The following is a 16,759-nucleotide window of genomic DNA, read 5'->3' as shown; positions in this document are numbered from 1 at the left end:
AGATCCGAAAGAAAGGCCCTAGTAGGACTTGGGCAGTCCCAGGGTCTGGTGGGAAACGTAGTTGAGAATCATCTCCCGGCTCACCGGAGCAATACGAGCCACGCGTGCCGCCGTTATCAACGAGGCGAGGCCGAATTCGCGCGTGAGGCCGTTGCCGCCGAGGGTGTGCACGGCCTGGTCGACGGCCCTCACGCAGGCCTCCCCGGCCGCGTACTTGGCCATGTTGGCGGCCTCGCCCGCGCCGATGTCGTCGCCGGCGTCGTAGAGATGGGCCGCCTTCTGCATCATCAGCCGGGCCAGTTCCAGGTCGATGTGGGCCTGCGCCAGGGGGTGCGCGATCGCCTGGTGGGCGCCGATCGGGGCCTTCCAGACGGTTCGGTCGCGGGCGTACTCGATCGCCTTGGACAGCGCGTAGCGGCCCATGCCGATCGCGAAGGCGGCCGTCATGATGCGCTCGGGGTTGAGCCCGGCGAACAGCTGCAGCAGGCCGGCGTCCTCGTCGCCGACGAGCGCGTCGGCGGGGAGCCGTACGTCGTCCAGGACCAGCTCGAACTGCTTCTCGGCGGCGTTGAGTTCCATGTCGATGGGGTGCCGCCGGAACCCCTCGGCGTCGCGCGGGACGATGAAGAGGCAGGGCTTGAGGGTGCCGGTGCGGGCGTCCTCGGTCCGGCCGACGATGAGGGTGGCGTCCGCCTGGTCGACGCCCGAGACGAACACCTTGCGGCCGGTGAGGAGCCAGTCGGCGCCGTCCTTGCGGGCCGTGGTGGTGATGCGGTGCGAGTTGGAGCCGGCGTCGGGTTCGGTGATGCCGAAGGCCATGGTCCGGGTTCCGTCGGCGATGCCGGGAAGCCATGTGCGCTTCTGTTCCTCCGTGCCGAAGCGGGCGATCACGGTGCCGCAGATGGCCGGTGAGACGACCAGCATGAGGAGGGGGGAGCCCGCGGCGCCCAGCTCCTCCAGGACGATGGAGAGTTCACCGACTCCGCCGCCTCCGCCGCCGTACTCCTCCGGGAGGTTGACGCCGAGGTAGCCGAGCTTGCCCGCCTCGGCCCACAGTTCGGTGGGATGGCGTCCCTCGGCGACGGTGCGGACGAGGTAGTCGCGGCCGTAGCGCTTGCCCAGGGCGGCCACCGCGGCTCGCAGGGCCTTGTGCTCTTCGGACTCGATGAGGGTGGTCATGGGACTCCTAGGAGAGGGATTCCTGCACGACGGCCAGCAGCGTCCCCGGCTCGACCTGCTGTCCGGGGCCGACGTGCAAGGCGCTGAGCGTTCCGGTGACCGGTGACGAGATCTGGTGCTGCATCTTCATCGCCTCCAGCCAGATCAGGGGCCGGCCCGCCTGCACGGGGGTGCCCTCGGTCAGCCCCTCGGCGACGCGGACGACCGTGCCCGGCATCGGGGCCAGCAGGGAGCCGGGGACGAGCTGGGCCGCCGGGTCGGGGAAGCGGGGCAGGGCGGTGAGGACGGCGGCGTTGACGTACACCCGGTCGTCGCCGTACCGGGAGACCGCGAACCTGCGCTGTACGCCGTCCACTTCGAGGACGACCAGTCGCGCGTCGGCGTGCACGACCCGGACGCCGTCGGCGGCGAGGCCCTTCCGGGTGTGCCGGTAGTGGACCTCGTGCTCCTCCCCCGCCAGCTCGTACCGCTTGACCTGCGGCTGCGAGGGCACGTTGCGCCAGCCGCCGAAGCGGGAGCGGCCGTGGGCGTCGGCGAGCGCGGCGGCCAGGGGAGCGTACGGGTCGGGGGCCGGGGCGGTCAGTCCGGCGAGGTGACGGTCGTAGAAGCCGGTGTTCATGCGGACCGACGTGAACTCCTCGTGCCGCAGTGAGCCCAGCAGCAGGTCCCTGTTGGTGACCGGGCCGTGGATCTCGGCACGTTCCAGTGCGCCCGCGAGTCTGCGGACGGCCTCCGCGCGCGTGGGGGCGTGGGCGACGACCTTGGCGAGCATCGGGTCGTAGTGGACGCCGATCTCGTCGCCGTCGGTGTAGCCGGTGTCCAGGCGGACGCCGGCCGGTACGGCGAGGTGGTGCAGGGTGCCGGCCTGCGGGGCCCAGTCGCGGGCGGGGTCCTCGGCGTACAGACGGGCCTCGATCGCGTGACCCCGCGCGCGGGGCGGGTCGCAGGGCAGAGCGTGGCCCTCGGCGACCCGGATCTGTTCCGCCACCAGGTCGAGGCCGAACACGGCCTCGGTGACGGGGTGTTCGACCTGGAGCCGGGTGTTCATCTCCAGGAAGTGCGCGCGGCCGTCGGCGACCAGGAACTCGACCGTGCCGGCGCCGACGTAGGAGACGGACCGCGCGGCGCGTACGGCCAGCGTGTACAGCTCCTCGGTGAGCGCGGCCGGCAGGCCCGGCGCCGGGGCCTCCTCGACCACCTTCTGGTGGCGGCGCTGCAGGGAGCAGTCGCGGGTGCCGAGGGGCCAGACCGTGCCGTGGGTGTCGGCGAGGATCTGCACCTCGACGTGGCGGCCGTGCTCGATGTACGGCTCGACGAAGACCTCGCCGTCGCCGAAGGCGCTCGCGGCCTCGGCGCTCGCGCCCTCGAGCGCGGCCTTCAGTTCCTCCGGGCGGCGCACGATCCGCATGCCGCGCCCGCCGCCGCCGGCCGCCGCCTTCACCAGCACCGGCAGGTCGGCCTCGGTGACCTCGCCCAGGGGCGCGATCCCCATCAGTTCCTTGGCGCGTGTCTTGGACGCCATCGCCTCGATGGCCGCCGGGGGCGGTCCGATCCAGACCAGGCCGGCGTCGAGGACGGCACGGGCGAACTCGGGGTTCTCGGACAGGAAGCCGTACCCGGGGTGGACGGCGTCCGCGCCGGCGGCCAGCGCCGCCTTCACGATCAGGTCGCCGCGCAGGTACGTCTCCGCCGGTGTGGCCCCCGGCAGCCGTACCGCCGTGTCGGCCACGCGCGCGTGGAGCGCGTCGGAGTCGGCGTCCGAGTGCACGGCGACCGTCCGGATTCCCAACTCACCACAGGTGCGGAAGATCCGGCAGGCGATCTCGCCCCGGTTGGCGACGAGGAGTGTCGAAATCACTTGGTCCCTCACATCCGGAAGACGCCGAAGCCGCCGCGCGCGCCCTCGTAGGGGGCGGTGTGGATCGCGGACAGGCACAGACCGAGGACGGTGCGGGTGTCGCGCGGGTCGATGACACCGTCGTCGTACAGCCGCCCGGACAGGAACATCGGCAGCGACTCGGACTCGATCTGCTGCTCCACCATCGCGCGCAGCGCCGCGTCCGCGTCCTCGTCGTACGGCTGCCCCTTCGCCGCCGCCGACTGCCGGGCGACTATCGACAGCACGCCCGCGAGCTGCTGTGGGCCCATGACGGCCGACTTGGCGCTCGGCCAGGCGAACAGGAAGCGGGGGTCGTAGGCGCGGCCGCACATGCCGTAGTGCCCGGCGCCGTACGACGCCCCCATGAGCACGGACAGGTGCGGGACCCGGCTGTTGCTGACCGCGTTGATCATCATCGCGCCGTGCTTGATGATCCCGCCCTGCTCGTAGTCCCTGCCGACCATGTAGCCGGTGGTGTTGTGCAGGAAGAGCAGCGGGATGTCGCGCTGGTTGGCGAGCTGGATGAACTGGGCGGCCTTCTGCGACTCCTCGCTGAACAGGACGCCTTGGGCGTTGGCCAGGATGCCGACCGGGTAGCCGTGCAGGGCTGCCCAGCCGGTGGCCAGGCTCGTCCCGTACAGCGGCTTGAACTCGTCGAAGTCGGAGGCGTCGACCAGGCGGGCGATGACCTCGCGCGGGTCGAAGGGGGTCTTCAGGTCGCCGGGGACGACACCGAGCAGTTCCCCCGGGTCGTACCTGGGTGGCGCCGCCGGGCCGGGATCGCCGTACGCCTTGCGGTGGTTGAGGCGGGCGACCACGCGGCGGGCCTGGCGCAGCGCGTCCTGCTCGTCCACGGCGAAGTAGTCGGCGAGGCCCGACACGCGCGCGTGCATCTCCGCGCCGCCCAGGGACTCGTCGTCGCTCTCCTCGCCGGTGGCCATCTTCACCAGCGGCGGCCCGCCGAGGAACACCTTCGCCCGCTCCTTGACCATGATCACGTGGTCGGACATGCCGGGGACGTAGGCGCCGCCGGCGGTGGAGTTGCCGAACACGACGGCCACCGTCGGGATGCCGGCGGCGGAGAGCCTGGTGAGGTCGCGGAAGATCGCCCCGCCCGGGATGAAGATCTCCTTCTGCGAGGGCAGGTCGGCGCCGCCGGACTCCACCAGGCTGATGCAGGGCAGCCGGTTGGCGAGCGCGATGTCGTTGGCGCGCAGGGCCTTCTTCAGGCTCCAGGGGTTGCTGGCGCCGCCGCGCACGGTCGGGTCGTTTGCGGTGATCAGGCACTCCACGCCCTCGACCACGCCGATGCCGGTGACCAGGGAGGCGCCCACGGTGTGGTCGCTGCCCCAGGCGGCCAGCGGGGACAGCTCCAGGAAGGGCGTGTCCGGGTCGAGGAGCAGCTCGATGCGCTCCCGGGCGAGCAGCTTGCCGCGTTTGCGGTGGCGGGCGATGTACTTGTCGCCGCCGCCCGCGAGCGCCTTGGCGTGCTCGGTCTCCAGGTCGGCGAGCTTGGCGAGCATGGCCTCGCGGGCCGCCTGGTGCTCGGCGCTCATGGGGTCCAGGGAGGTGCTGAGAACCGTCACAGGAGGGTCTCCGGGATGTCCAGGTGGCGGGAGCGCAGCCATTCGCCGAGGGCCTTGGCCTGCGGGTCGAAGCGGTGCTGGGCGGCGACGCCCGCGCCGAGGATGCCTTCGACGACGAAGTTGAGGGCACGCAGGTGCGGGAGCGGGTGCCGGGTGACGGGAAGGCCGTCGCTCTCGGGGATCAGCCGCCGGAAGCGGTCCTCGGTCAGCTCGTGGGCGAGCCATCGCCAGGCCTCGTCCGACCGTGCCCACACCCCGACGTTGGCGTTGCCGCCCTTGTCGCCGCTGCGGGCTCCGGCGACCAGCCCGAGGGGGGCGCGCCGGGTCGGGCCGGGTGGCAGGGGTGCGGGCAGCGGCGGCTGCGGTACGGCGTCCAGGGCGCGTGTCTCCTGGGGCGGTGGCACAGGGACACGGCGTCCGTCGTGGAGGACGGCCCTGTGGTCGACGGCACCATGGAGTACGTACACATCGTCGAAGACCCCATACGGGGCGCCCTTTCCGGGTGGGGCCAGCACATGGAAGCCCGGGTAACTGGCCAGCGCCAGCTCCACGGCGGCCCCGCTCAGCGCCCGCCCGACGACCCGCTGGTCCGGGTCCCGCACGACGAGCCGCAGCAGGGCGCTCGCCGTCTCCTCGGTGTCCGCGTCGGACCGGTCGGTGCGGACCAGGTCCCACCGCACCTCGGCGGGCGGTGACTTGGCGAGCGCGTCGGACAGCTGCGCCCGGACCAGATCCGCCTTGGCCTCGATGTCGAGCCCGGTGAGGACGAAGACGACCTCGTTGCGGAAGCCGCCCAGCCGGTTGAGCCCGACCTTGAGCGTCGGCGGTGGCGCCTCTCCGCGCACGCCCTCGATCCGCACCCGGTCCGGCCCGTCCTGGCTCAGCCGTACGGTGTCGAGCCGGGCGGTGACATCGGGCCCCGCGTACCGGCCGCCGGCGGTCTCGTACAGCAGCTGGGCGGTGACCGTGCCGACGTCGACGAAGCCGCCGGTGCCGGGGTGCTTGGTGATGACGCTGGTGCCGTCGGCGTGGACCTCGGCGAGCGGGAAGCCGGGACGGCGTACGTCGCCCTCCCGGAAGAACGCGTAGTTGCCGCCGGTGGCCTGGGTCCCGCACTCCAGGACGTGCCCGGCGACGACGGCGCCGGCGAGGCGGTCGTGGTCCCCCGGCTCCCAGCCGAAGTGGGCGGCGGCGGGCCCGGTGACGAGGGCCGCGTCGGTGACCCGGCCGGTGATCACGACGTCGGCGCCGGCCCGCAGGCACTCGGCGATGCCGAAGCCGCCGAGGTAGGCGTGGGCGGCGAGGGCGCCGGGGTGCGCGGAGGTGAGATCGTCGCCCTCGACGTGGGCGACTCTGACCGGGATGCCGAGCCGGTCGGCCAACTCCCTCACGACGTCCGCGAGTCCCGCCGGATTGAGGCCGCCCGCGTTGGTGACGATGCGCACCCCGCGCTCGTGGGCGAGACCGAGGCAGTCCTCCAGCTGGCGCAGGAAGGTGCGGGCGTAGCCGGCGGCCGGGTCCTTCAGGCGGTCGCGGCCGAGGATGAGCATGGTGAGTTCGGCGAGGTAGTCGCCGGTGAGGACGTCGACCTCGCCGCCGTTGAGCATCTCGCGCAGGGCGTCGAGGCGGTCGCCGTAGAAACCGGAGAAGTTGCCGATGCGCAACGGGTTCACTCGGCGCCCTCCTTGGGCGGCCGGCCGGTACCGGGCGGGCCCGCGAAGGCCTGGGCGATGTCGAGCCAGCGGTCGGCGTCCGGGCCCTCGGCGTGGACGGCGAGGTCGGCGCGGTGGGCGCGCTGGGTGACCAGGAGGCAGAAGTCGAGGGCGGACGCGGTGACCCGCTGCCGGGCGTCCTCGGGGCCGTAGGCCCACACCGCGCCCGAGGGAGCGCGGACTTCGACCCTGAACTCCTCGTCCGGCACCGGCAGCCCCCGTGCCCCGAAGGCGAAGTCGCGGGCGCGCACCCCGATGCGGACCACATGGCGGAGCCGGTCGGTGGGTGGGCGTTCCACACCCAGGGCGTCCGCGACGTCCTGGCCGTGGGCCCAGGTCTCCATCAGGCGCCCGGTGGCCATGGAGGCGGTGGACATGGGCGGCCCGAACCAGGGGAAGCGGGCCCCTCGGGGTGCCGCCCGCAGCGCGCGGTCCAGCGCGGCCCGCCCCTCCCGCCACCGGGACATCAGCTCGGCGGGCGCGAGGCGGGCGCCCTCCTCGGCGGCGTCGTCCACGAAGGAGTCGGGGGACTTCAGGGCCGTCTCGACGACCTCGCCGAAGCCGGCCCCGTCGGTCACGGCGAGCAGCGCGGCCCGGTCCGTCCAGTGCAGATGGGCGATCTGGTGGGCGATGCTCCAGCGTGGCGCGGGCGTCGAAAGCCCCCATCGCTCCTCGGGCAACTCGGCCACCAGGCGGTCGAGTTCTTCGCTTTCCTCACGCAGGTCGTCAAAGACGGGCGTCGGCTCGGACATGGGGGGAGCATGGCAGCGGGCCCAAAAACAATCAAGCATGCTTGCATGAATTTGGGCCGGGAAAATTTCCCCCGCCGAGCCGTCACATCTCCCCGCCGGCGTCCGTCAGACCGGTGACGACACAGAGCGAGGGAAACCGAAGAGGGAGCAGTGACCATGAGCTCGACCAGGAAGATCGCGGTGGCCGGGGCGACCGGGCGGCTCGGACGGCATGTGGTGGACGTGCTGACGGAGCGCGGGCACGAGGTGGTGCCGATGTCCCGGACGACCGGAGTCGACATCGTGACCGGTGAGGGGCTGGCGGGTGCTCTGGAGGGCGTGGACGTGGTGATCGACGCGGCGAGCACGCCCTCGCCGGACCAGCGGGTGGCGACGGACTTCTTCACGGCGGCGGCCCGGAACCTGCACGAGGCCGGGGAGAAGGCCGGGGTCGCGCGGATGGTCGTCGTGTCGATCATCGGCATCGACGGCTCGGTCGCGGGTTACAACGCGGCCAAGCTGGAGCACGAGCGGGCCGTGCTGGCGGGGCCGGTGCCGGTGCGGGTGCTGCGGGCGGCGCAGTTCCACGAGTTCGTGGAGCAGCTGACGCAGTGGGGGCGGCAGGGCGACACGGTGTACGTGCCGAAGATGCGCACGCAGCTGGTGGCGGCGCGGGCCGTCGCGGAGGCGCTCGTGGACCTTGCCGAGGCCGCGGAGGCGCCGGGCGGGCAGCAGCCGTTCCCCGAGGTGGCCGGTCCACGCGAGGAGAGCCTGGAGGAGGCGGCCCGGCTGCTGCTGGCCCGGCGGGAGCCGGCGGTGCGGGTGGTGGCGGTGAGCGACCCGGACAACCCCGAGCGGGAGCTCTTCGAGAACGGCGGGCTGCTGCCGGGGGCGGGAGCACGGCTGGCGGGTCCGACGTTCGAGGAGTGGGTGACGTCCTCGGTCTGAACCGTCCGTCTTCGACTCCGGCCCGGACCGGGGCCGCAGGCACCTCGACCCGGACCGGGGCCGCAGGCACCTCGACCCGGACCGGGGCCGCAGGCACCTCGGCTCGGACCGGGGCCGCAGGCACCTCGACCCGGACCGGGGCCGCAGGCACCTCCCGCCGGACCGGGGCTGCAGGCACCTAGGCTCGGAGCCGGGCCGTCGCCGCTACGGCTCGGTCCCGAGCCGCCGATGTCCCGGCCGTCGACACCTCGAGCCGGGTCCGGACCAACGGCGCCTCGGCTCGGGTTCGGGTCGCTGAGACTTCGGCTCAGGGCCGGGCCACCGGGCTTCGGCTCAGGTCACCGGCGGGGTGTGCCGGACCTTCCGGGGCCGGTGCGCTGTCTCGCGTGTCCGGTTGTCCGGGTCACTGCCCCTCGGCCGGCAGTGGGAGTTTCGTCCGGCCCACCTGGGTGCGCACCGCGCCGATGCTCGCCGCGATGACCAGGGCGATGGCGGCGGCCTCCGTGACGGACAGGGACTGGCCGAGGATGAGGAAGCCCGCCGTGGCCGCGATGGCCGGTTCCAGGCTCATGAGGATGGCGAAGGTGGAGGCGGGCAGGCGGCGCAGGGCCAGGAGTTCCAGGGTGTAGGGCAGCACCGAGGAGAGCAGGGCCACCGCCGAGCCGAGGGCCACGGTGGTGGGGTCGAGCAGGCGGGTGCCCGCCTCGGCGATGCCCAGAGGCAGGAAGAGAAGGGCCGCGACCGCCATGGCGAGGGCGAGTCCGTCCGCCTGCGGGAAGCGGCGGCCGGTGCGGGCACTGAAGACTATGTAGGCCGCCCACATGGCGCCGGCACCCAGGGCGAAGGCCACACCGGTGGGATCGAGGTCGCCGAAGCCTCCGCCGCCCAGCAGGAAGACGCCCGCGAGGGCGAGGCAGGCCCACACCGCGTTGATCGCGCGACGGGAGGCGAGGACGGACAGTGTCAGCGGGCCGAGGACCTCGAGAGTGACGGCGGGGCCCAGCGGGATGCGGGCGACCGCCTCGTAGAAGAGGCCGTTCATCGCGCCCATGGTGACGCCGAAGACGACCACGGTGCCCCAGTCGGTGCGGGAGTGGCCGCGCAGCCGGGGACGGCAGACCAGCAGCAGGACCACGGCCGCCGCGAGGAGCCGCAGGGTGACGACGCCGAGCGCGCCGGCCCTCGGCATCAGGGTCACCGCGAGGGCCCCGCCGAACTGGACCGAGATCCCGCCGGCCAGCACCAGCCCGACGGGCCCGAGCGAGCCGAAGGGACGGCGCCCTCCGGCGGTCGTGACCTGGGGCGGCGTGGTGGTGCTGGAGGTGGCGGTCACGGGCGGTCCTGTTGCTTGATCGACTTCGTCCATCGCGATGTACTGTCCAGTCCAGGGTAATGGACTTCGACAGGTGCGTGAACCCTTTAAGCAACTGTCCCGCATGCTGGGATCAGATGCCCGGCCAGGCACCCTCGTCACGGAAGAGAGGACGGCCGTCGGGCAGGGACGAGAGCACGTCCCCACAGGCCTCATGCGCGGGCCGGGACCAGTGCTCGCCCACGGTCGGGTACGCCCCGTACCCGGGCCCGTAGGGGTGGGCGTAGGCCTGCGGATGCGCCTCCTCCAGCAGCGGCAGCCGCAGTTCGCCGGTGTCCAACGCGGCGTTGTTCTGCGAGCGGTGCAGCCGTGCGTAGGCGCCGCCCCGCGCGAGCAGTTCCCCGTGCCGGCCCGTCTCGACGATCCGGCCCCGGTCCACGACGAGGACGCGGTCGGCGTCGGGGGCGAGGTTCAGATCGTGGGTGATCATGATCGTCGTACGGCCCGCCATCAGCCGGCGCAGCGGCTTGACCACGCGGCGGGCCGCCATGGCGTCCAGGCCGGTGGTCGGCTCGTCCAGGACCAGGACCGGCGCGTCGCGCAGGATGGCGCGGGCGATGGCCAGGCGCTGGAGCTGGCCGCCGGACAGCCGGGCCGAGTTGGGGTCCACCCGGGTGCCGTAGCCGTCGGGGAGCCGGACGATGAAGTCGTGCGCGTCGGCCGCCCGCGCCGCCTCCTCGATGGCCCGGTCGCTGGCGCCGGGCCGGCCGCAGGCGATGTTGGCCCGGACCGTGTCGCGCAGCACCAGGGTCTCCTGCGGGAGCAGGGTGACGTACTCGCGCAGCCGGGCCAGCGGGAAGTCGCGCAGGGGAGTGCCGTCCAGCAGGACCGAGCCGGTGTCCGGGTCGTAGAAGCGGAGCAGGAGCTTGGAGACCGTGGACTTTCCGGCGCCGCTCGGCCCGGTGACGACGACCAGCTCACCGGGGCTGACGGTGAAGGACAGGTCTTCGAGGGTGGTCCGGTCGGCGCCCGGGTAGCGGAAGGAGACGTCCCGGACCTCGACCGTGCCGTCCGGGCGGCCGGGCTCGGCGGCCCGCCGGGGGTCGGTGACCGACGGCCGGGCGTCCAGGATCTCGATCAGCCGCTCGGCGCCCGCCGCGGCCGCGGTGACCGTGAGCCCGAGCTGGGCCAGGCCCCGCACGGGCGGGTAGAGGTAGCCGAGAAAGGCGGCGAAGGCGAGGAGCCGGCCGAGCGTCATCCGGCCGGTGGAGATCTCCCAGGCGCCGATGCCGATCACGGCGAGCACACAGACCGTCTCGATGACCTGGACGAGCTGCTCGTAGGCCTCGTTCAGCCGGGCCGAGCGGACCGAGGCGCGGAACCAGGCGTTCGCCTCCTCGCGCAGGCGCCTGCGCTCGGCGTCCCGGCGGTCGTAGGCCTGGGTGAGCACGATGTTGCCGAGGGACTCCTCGACGACGGAGGTGATCGCGCCGTCGGCGACCCGGCCCTCGCGGGAGACGTCCTTGATGGAGCCGGAGAAGCGGCGGGCGGCCAGCCAGAACAGGGGCGCGAGGACGAAGGTGGCGGCGGCCAGGTCCCAGCGCAGCCAGAACGCGGCGGCCGCGTAGAAGAGGGCGGAGAAGGCCGCCGAGGCGGCGCCCACCAGACCGGACACGACCATCGTCTCGATCGCCTCGACGTCACCGGTCAGACGGGAGAGCAGATCGCCCTGGCGGTGGCGCTGGAAGAAGTGCGGGGGCAGCCGCTGCACATGGTCGAAGACGTGCTCGCGCAGCCGCATCACGAAGCGCTCGGTCGCCCACGCGGCAAGGGAGTTGCCCGCGTACGCGACCAGGGCGCCGAGCACGGCGACGCCCAGCCACCGCACGGCCGGACTCCAGAACGCGCCGAGCGAGCCCTGCCGCAGGGCGTGGTCGGTCAGGTCGCCGAAGAGCAGGATGGCCTCGGTCTCGGCGAGCGCGGCGAGCACCGTGCACACCCAGACGAGGAACAGCCATTTTCTGAGCCCCTTCGTCAGCGGCCAGAAACGACGGAACGCTGCCCGGGCGGGAATGGTCGGGGTCTCGTACTCGAATTCATCACTCTCGCCGGTCACCGCATTCCCCTCCTGATCACTTTCCCTGACCGCCTTCCCGAATGAAAAGGAAAAGGGGTCGACGGTGCACCGTCGACCCCTTTCGGCTCAGCGTAGGATCAGCGGTCCTGGCCGGGCAGCGGCTTGGGCAGCGGCTTGTGCGCGTGCTTCTTCGGCTTCGGCTTCGGCGGCGGCGGGAGCTGCTTCGACTTGGGCTTGGGGGGCAGCGGGGCAAGCTTCTTGAAGCTCATTCCGACTCCTGGTGTTCGAAGTTCTGTGTCTTGTGAATTCCGCGTCCGGAACCCGATGTCGAAGAACCTACACGCCGCCCCTGCGACCGAAAGGTAAAAATTGCAAAGGGGCGCTGTGAGTACCTTGGAGAATCCTGAGGGCACGCCCCGAACCTGAGAGTTCTCTTATGAACCTGAGAGCCGGCTTGTGAATCCGGGGTCAGCGCCGGGTCAGGTAGAGGTCGAGTGCCTTGTGCAGCAGCCGGTTGAGGGGGAAGTCCCACTCCCCGAGGTACTCCACGGCCTCGCCGCCCGCGCCCACCTTGAAGCGCAGCAGTCCGAGCAGGTGGTCGGACTGCTCCAGGGTGTCGGTGATGCCCCGGAAGTCGTAGACGTCGGCGCCGAGTTCGTGGGCGTCGGCCATCATCCGCCACTGCACGGCGTTGCTGGGCTGGACCTCGCGCCTGCGGCTGGTCGAGGCGCCGTAGGAGTACCAGACGTGGCCGCCGACGATCAGCATGGTGGCCGCGGCGAGCACCTCCCCGTCGTGGTGGGCGAGATACAGACGCATCCGGTCGGGGTCCTCGGCGGTGAGCGCCGTCCACATCCGCTGGAAGTAGGGCAGTGGGCGCGGGATGAACCGGTCGCGCTCGGCGGTCTCCGTGTAGAGGCCGTAGAAGACCGGCAGATCCTCGTAGCCCCCGCGCACGACCTTCACGCCCGCCTTCTCGGCCTTCTTGATGTTGCGCCGCCACTGCTGGTTGAGCCCGCCCCGGATGTCCTCCAACGGCCGTCCGGCGAACGGCACCTGGCAGACGTACCGGGGCTGCCCGGCGGCGAAGCCGTCCTCTCCGCCCGGCTCGGCCTGCCGCCAGCCCAGGCGGCGCAGCCGGTCCGCCAGCGCTCCGGCGCGCGGCTCGTACGACGTCGCCTCCGCGTCCCGCAGCCGGTGCGCGTCCGGGTCGGCGATCGCGGCCTTGACCGCCTCGGGACTCCACCGCCGTACGACGACGGGCGGCCCCATCTTCACCGAGAAGGCACCGCGCCCCTTCAGGTGTCTCAGCATCGGATCCAGCCAGCGCTCCAACTCGGGCGCGTACCAGTCGATGACGGGCCCCTCCGGCAGATAGGCCAGATACCTCCGCAGCCTGGGCAGCGGCCGCAACAGCACCAGTCCCACCCCGACGAGCGTGCCCCCGCTGTCGAACCAGCCGAGGCTCTCCGCCTGCCAGTCGGGCTTCACGTCCCCCCAGGACGGCAGCTGCATGTGGCTGACCGAGGGCAGGGAGGCCACGAAGGCCAGATGCTCGGCGCGCGTGATGGTGCGGAGGGTGAGGGTCATGCGCGGAACTCCTTCGGGATCGCTGGTCTCGTCACCCTACGGAGTCACCCCCTGCCGTCCCTGGGTCCGAACAGCGCCAGCGCCTCCGTGTCCGTCGCCCGGGCGTACAGGAAATGGTCGGCCCACTCGGCGATCTCCGGGTAGGCGCACCCGGCGGTGATCCGGTCGATCGCCGCCGGTATGTCGTACGACGTCACGCGCAGGTCGGCGCCGGGCCCGAGGAGGCACCAGTGGGCGCCGGGGCGGCCGTACGGCATGCCGACGCTGCCGGGGTTGACCACCAGCCGGCCGTGGGCCAGGCGGACGTACGGCATATGGGTGTGCCCGCAGACGACCGTCCCGGTGCCTGGGTCGAGGCCGGCGAGGACCTCAGCCCAGCGCTCGGGGCGGGAGTCGACGAGGACCACCTCCTCGTCGTCGCGCGGTGTGGCGTGGCAGAACAGGACCTGGCCGAGACCTCGGACACGGAGCGTGAGCGTTCTCGGCAGCGCGGCGAGGAAGTCCACCTGCCGCTCGCTGAGCGCCCGCGCGGCGAACGGGCCGATCGGGTCCGGAATCTCCGCCCGCTCGCCCCGCCGGTACTCGACCAGCTCCCGGTCCGCGTTCCCGCCGACCCACAGCACCCTCTCGCCCTGGGCGCGCAGCAGCTCGAGCACCTCGGCCGGCTGCGGGCCCGCGGTGATGTCCCCGGTGAGGACGATCCGGTCGGCGGCGGCCACCTCGGGCTCCGCGAGGACCGCCTCCAGCGCGGGCAGCACGCCGTGGATGTCGGAGAGGACCGCCAACCTGCGGTACTCCTCGCTCACTTAGCATCCCCCGTCGCGCGCTCCAGCCCCTCGGCCAGCACCTCGGCCAGATGCCGGCCGCGCACCCCGGCCAGCTGCTCCAGCTGGGTGCGGCAGGAGAAGCCGTCCGCCAGGATCACCGCCTCCTCGGCCGCCGCGCGTACCGACGGCAGCAGCTGTTCCTCGGCGCAGCTCTTCGACACCTCGAAGTGACCCTTCTCGAAGCCGAAGTTGCCCGCCAGGCCGCAGCAGCCGCCGCTCAGCTCACCGGTCAGGCCGGCGGACGCGCGCAGTGCGCGGTCGGCGGTGTCGCCGAGGACGGCGTGCTGGTGGCAGTGGGTCTGGCCGGCGACCGGGCGGTCCAGGGCGGGCGGGGTCCAGTCGGGGGCGTGCCGGTGCAGCGCCTCGGCGAAGGTGAGGACCGCCGAGGCCAGCCGGGCCGCGCGCGGGTCGTCGTGCAGAAGTTCCGGGAGGTCGCCGCGGAGGGCCGCCGCACAGCTCGGCTCCAGAACGACGACCGGGGTGCCGCGGCGCAGCACCGGCTCCATCAGGTCCAGGGTGCGCCGCAGCACCGCGCGGGCCCGGTCGAGCCGGCCGGTGGAGACGTAGGTCAGGCCGCAGCAGACGCCACCCCCGAGGGGCCGGGAGGGTGGCAGCACCACCCTGAGCCCGGCGGCCTCCAGGACCCGCACGGCCGCCTGTCCGACCGATGGCGAGAGGTGCTCGGTGAAGGTGTCGGGCCACAGGACGACCAGGTCGCCCGCAGCGCGCCGCCTGCGCCGCCGCCACCAGCGGCTGAAGGGCACTCCGGCGACCCTCGGGATCTGCCGCTCGGCCGCGATCCCTCCCAGCCGTTTGCCGAACCGCGCCAACGGCCGTACCGAGGCGAGCGCGTTGACCAGTGGGGCGGTGCGTGTCCGGGCCACCAGGCGCAGCCAGAGCGGCAGTCCTCCCATGGAGTAGTGGGCGGCGGGGCGGAGCCGGCCCTCGTAGTGGTGGTGCAGGAACTCGGCCTTGTAGGTGGCCATGTCGACGCCGACCGGGCAGTCCGAGCGGCACCCCTTGCAGGACAGGCACAGGTCGAGCGCGTCCCGGACCTCGGTGGAGCGCCAGCCGTCCGTGACCAGCTCGCCCGCGAGCATCTCGTGCAGCAGCCGGGCCCGTCCGCGCGTGGAGTGCTCCTCCTCGCCGGTCGCCCGGAAGGAGGGACACATCACGGCGGGTCCGGCCGCCGTGGCCGTACGGCACTTGGCGACGCCCACGCAGCGGCGGACGGCCGCGCCGAAGTCGCCGCCGTCGGCCGGGTAGCCGAAGGCCACGTCCACCGGGCGCCCGGGCAGGACGGAGAAGCGGAGGTTGGCGTCCAGCGGGGCCGGGCGGACCAGCATGCCGGGGTTGAGCAGGTCGTCGGGGTCCCAGATCCCCTTGGCCCGCTCGAAGAGGCGCACGGTCTCCTCGCCGTACATCCGCGGCAGCAGCTCCGCGCGGGCCTGGCCGTCCCCGTGCTCCCCCGACAGCGAGCCGCCGTGGGCGACGACCAGGTCGGCCAGTTCCTCGGAGAAGCGCCGGAAGCGGCCGACGCCCGCCTCGGTGAGCAGGTCGAAGTCGATGCGGACATGGATGCAGCCGTCGCCGAAGTGGCCGTACGGAGTGCCGCGCAGGCCGTGGGCGGCGAGCAGGGCGCGGAAGTCCCGCAGGTAGGCGCCGAGCCGGGCGGGCGGCACCGCGCAGTCCTCCCAGCCCGGCCAGGCCTCGCTGCCGTCGGGCATCCGCGTCGCCGTACCGCTCGCGTCCTCCCGGATCCGCCACAGGACGCGCTGGGCCGCCGGGTCCGTGACGACGAGGGAGTCGACGACGTCGGCCGCGCGGACGATCGCCTCCGCACCCGCGCGTGCCTCGGCCGGCGAGTCACCGCCGGTCTCCACGAACAGCCAGGCCCCGCCCTTCGGCAGCCCCGCGGGCGAGCGCACCAGGTCGGCCGCCATGCCCTCCACGGTCAGTGGCCCGAACGGCAGCAGTCCCGCGGCGGCCTCGGCGGCCGCGCTCTCGTCGCCGTACGCCAGCACCGCGAGGGCACGCGCACGGGGTGCCTCCACCAGCCGCACCACCGCCTCGGTCAGGATGCCGAGGGTGCCCTCGGAGCCGCAGAAGGAGCGGGCGACGTCGGCTCCCTTCTCGGGCAGCAGGGCGTCCAGCGCGTACCCGGAGATACGTCGGGGCAGTTCGGGGAAGCCGGTGCGCAGGCGGGCCAGATCCCCTTCCACCAGGGTACGCAGCCCCTCCGGGGCGCCGGCCCAGTCCGGGCCGAGCCGCAGCCGCTGCCCGCGCGCGGTGACGACCGACAGCTCCCGGACGCTGTCCGCGGTGGTGCCCCAGGCGACCGAGTGGGAGCCGCACGAGTTGTTGCCGATCATTCCGCCGAGCGTGCACCGGCCGTGGGTGGACGGGTCGGGGCCGAAGCGCAGACCGTGCGGGGCGGCGGCCTCCTGCAGACGGTCGAGGACGAGCCCCGGTTGGACGACGGCCGTACGGGTGCTCGGATCCAGCTCCAGCAGGCCGTTGAGGTGCCGGGTGAAGTCCAGCACCACCCCGGTGCCGGTCGCCTGGCCCGCGATCGACGTGCCTCCGCCGCGCGCCACCACCGGCACTCCGCGGGCGCGGCACACCTCCAGCACCGCCGCCACGTCGTCGGCGTCCCGCGGGGCCACCACGCCCGCCGGGACCCGCCGGTAGTTGGACGCGTCCATGGTCACCAGCGCCCGGGCGGTGACATCGAAGCCGACCTCACCCCGGACGACCCCACGCAGTTCCGACTCGAGGCCCACGAGATCCGTCATGTGTCCCAGGATGCACACGACCACGCACGGTGACGATCAGTTGTCCACAGCCACCCCATATTCGTCGTACAACCTCACAAGTCCATGGGTCGATGATCTTGTCTCATCGGACGGACACGGTTC

12 protein-coding genes are annotated in these 16,759 nt (G+C 72.9%); 1 reads left to right on the top strand and 11 read right to left on the bottom strand.

Features of this window, described 5'->3' with window-relative positions; all coding sequences use genetic code 11:
- Positions 1-18: 18 nt before the first annotated feature.
- Genes AC07CM_RS28265 through AC07CM_RS28245 form a run of 5 tightly spaced genes read right to left on the bottom strand, consistent with a single transcriptional unit; the run spans position 19 to position 7,108 of the window.
- Positions 19-1,179, bottom strand: coding sequence for an acyl-CoA dehydrogenase family protein (locus AC07CM_RS28265; protein ID WP_478879255.1), 1,161 nt, complete (start codon positions 1,177-1,179; stop codon positions 19-21).
- A gap of 7 nt (positions 1,180-1,186) precedes the next feature.
- On the bottom strand, positions 1,187-3,037 hold the full coding sequence (locus tag AC07CM_RS28260) for an acetyl/propionyl/methylcrotonyl-CoA carboxylase subunit alpha (RefSeq protein ID WP_478879254.1): 1,851 nt from the start codon (positions 3,035-3,037) through the stop codon (positions 1,187-1,189).
- A gap of 8 nt (positions 3,038-3,045) precedes the next feature.
- Positions 3,046-4,644, bottom strand: a complete 1,599-nt coding sequence (locus AC07CM_RS28255; protein ID WP_478879253.1) for an acyl-CoA carboxylase subunit beta — start codon at positions 4,642-4,644, stop codon at positions 3,046-3,048.
- Complete coding sequence (locus AC07CM_RS28250) at positions 4,641-6,317, bottom strand: acyclic terpene utilization AtuA family protein (RefSeq protein ID WP_478879252.1); 1,677 nt, start codon at positions 6,315-6,317, stop codon at positions 4,641-4,643. The genes AC07CM_RS28255 and AC07CM_RS28250 overlap by 4 nt, the downstream gene beginning before the upstream one ends.
- The gene (locus AC07CM_RS28245; RefSeq protein WP_478879251.1) at positions 6,314-7,108 is read right to left on the bottom strand and encodes a TIGR03084 family metal-binding protein; all 795 of its coding nucleotides are present in this window, start codon (positions 7,106-7,108) and stop codon (positions 6,314-6,316) included. Before AC07CM_RS28245 ends, AC07CM_RS28250 begins: the two co-directional genes overlap by 4 nt.
- A 156-nt stretch (positions 7,109-7,264) precedes the next feature.
- Between AC07CM_RS28245 and AC07CM_RS28240 the strand changes: the two genes are divergently transcribed.
- A complete protein-coding gene (locus tag AC07CM_RS28240) occupies positions 7,265-8,035 on the top strand; it encodes an SDR family oxidoreductase (RefSeq protein ID WP_478879250.1) in 771 nt (256 codons plus the stop codon).
- Positions 8,036-8,438: 403 nt separating this feature from the next.
- Here the strand turns inward: AC07CM_RS28240 and AC07CM_RS28235 are convergent, their stop codons facing one another.
- From AC07CM_RS28235 to AC07CM_RS28210, 6 genes are all read right to left on the bottom strand, one after another.
- The gene (locus AC07CM_RS28235) at positions 8,439-9,401 is read right to left on the bottom strand and encodes an EamA family transporter (protein ID WP_478879249.1); all 963 of its coding nucleotides are present in this window, start codon (positions 9,399-9,401) and stop codon (positions 8,439-8,441) included.
- Positions 9,402-9,480: 79 nt separating this feature from the next.
- Positions 9,481-11,463 (bottom strand): ABC transporter ATP-binding protein, encoded by a 1,983-nt coding sequence (locus tag AC07CM_RS28230; RefSeq protein ID WP_478879248.1) that lies wholly within the window; start codon positions 11,461-11,463, stop codon positions 9,481-9,483.
- Positions 11,464-11,561: 98 nt separating this feature from the next.
- Positions 11,562-11,693: a hypothetical protein gene (locus AC07CM_RS28225; protein WP_478879247.1), complete on the bottom strand. Its 132-nt coding sequence runs from the start codon at positions 11,691-11,693 to the stop codon at positions 11,562-11,564.
- A gap of 199 nt (positions 11,694-11,892) precedes the next feature.
- A complete protein-coding gene (locus AC07CM_RS28220) occupies positions 11,893-13,014 on the bottom strand; it encodes a lipid II:glycine glycyltransferase FemX (protein ID WP_478879246.1) in 1,122 nt (373 codons plus the stop codon).
- A gap of 44 nt (positions 13,015-13,058) precedes the next feature.
- Positions 13,059-13,820 (bottom strand): metallophosphoesterase family protein, encoded by a 762-nt coding sequence (locus AC07CM_RS28215; RefSeq protein WP_478879245.1) that lies wholly within the window; start codon positions 13,818-13,820, stop codon positions 13,059-13,061.
- Positions 13,817-16,636, bottom strand: a complete 2,820-nt coding sequence (locus tag AC07CM_RS28210; protein WP_478879244.1) for an FAD-binding and (Fe-S)-binding domain-containing protein — start codon at positions 16,634-16,636, stop codon at positions 13,817-13,819. Before AC07CM_RS28210 ends, AC07CM_RS28215 begins: the two co-directional genes overlap by 4 nt.
- Positions 16,637-16,759: the final 123 nt, after the last annotated feature.

It is taken from the genome of Streptomyces sp. NPDC044061 (assembly GCF_056434305.1).
This window is presented reverse-complemented; position numbering and strand designations above follow the sequence as displayed.

What these genes read in the sequence shown, in the direction of transcription:
- AC07CM_RS28265 (WP_478879255.1), bottom strand. Translation starts at nt 1,179, where the DNA reads ATGACCACCCTCATCGAGTCCGAAGAGCACAAGGCCCTGCGAGCCGCG.
- AC07CM_RS28245 (WP_478879251.1), bottom strand. Translation starts at nt 7,108, where the DNA reads ATGTCCGAGCCGACGCCCGTCTTTGACGACCTGCGTGAGGAAAGCGAA.
- AC07CM_RS28220 (WP_478879246.1), bottom strand. Translation starts at nt 13,014, where the DNA reads ATGACCCTCACCCTCCGCACCATCACGCGCGCCGAGCATCTGGCCTTC.
- AC07CM_RS28235 (WP_478879249.1), bottom strand. Translation starts at nt 9,401, where the DNA reads ATGGACGAAGTCGATCAAGCAACAGGACCGCCCGTGACCGCCACCTCC.
- AC07CM_RS28210 (WP_478879244.1), bottom strand. Translation starts at nt 16,636, where the DNA reads ATGACGGATCTCGTGGGCCTCGAGTCGGAACTGCGTGGGGTCGTCCGG.
- AC07CM_RS28225 (WP_478879247.1), bottom strand. Translation starts at nt 11,693, where the DNA reads ATGAGCTTCAAGAAGCTTGCCCCGCTGCCCCCCAAGCCCAAGTCGAAG.
- AC07CM_RS28240 (WP_478879250.1), top strand. Translation starts at nt 7,265, where the DNA reads ATGAGCTCGACCAGGAAGATCGCGGTGGCCGGGGCGACCGGGCGGCTC.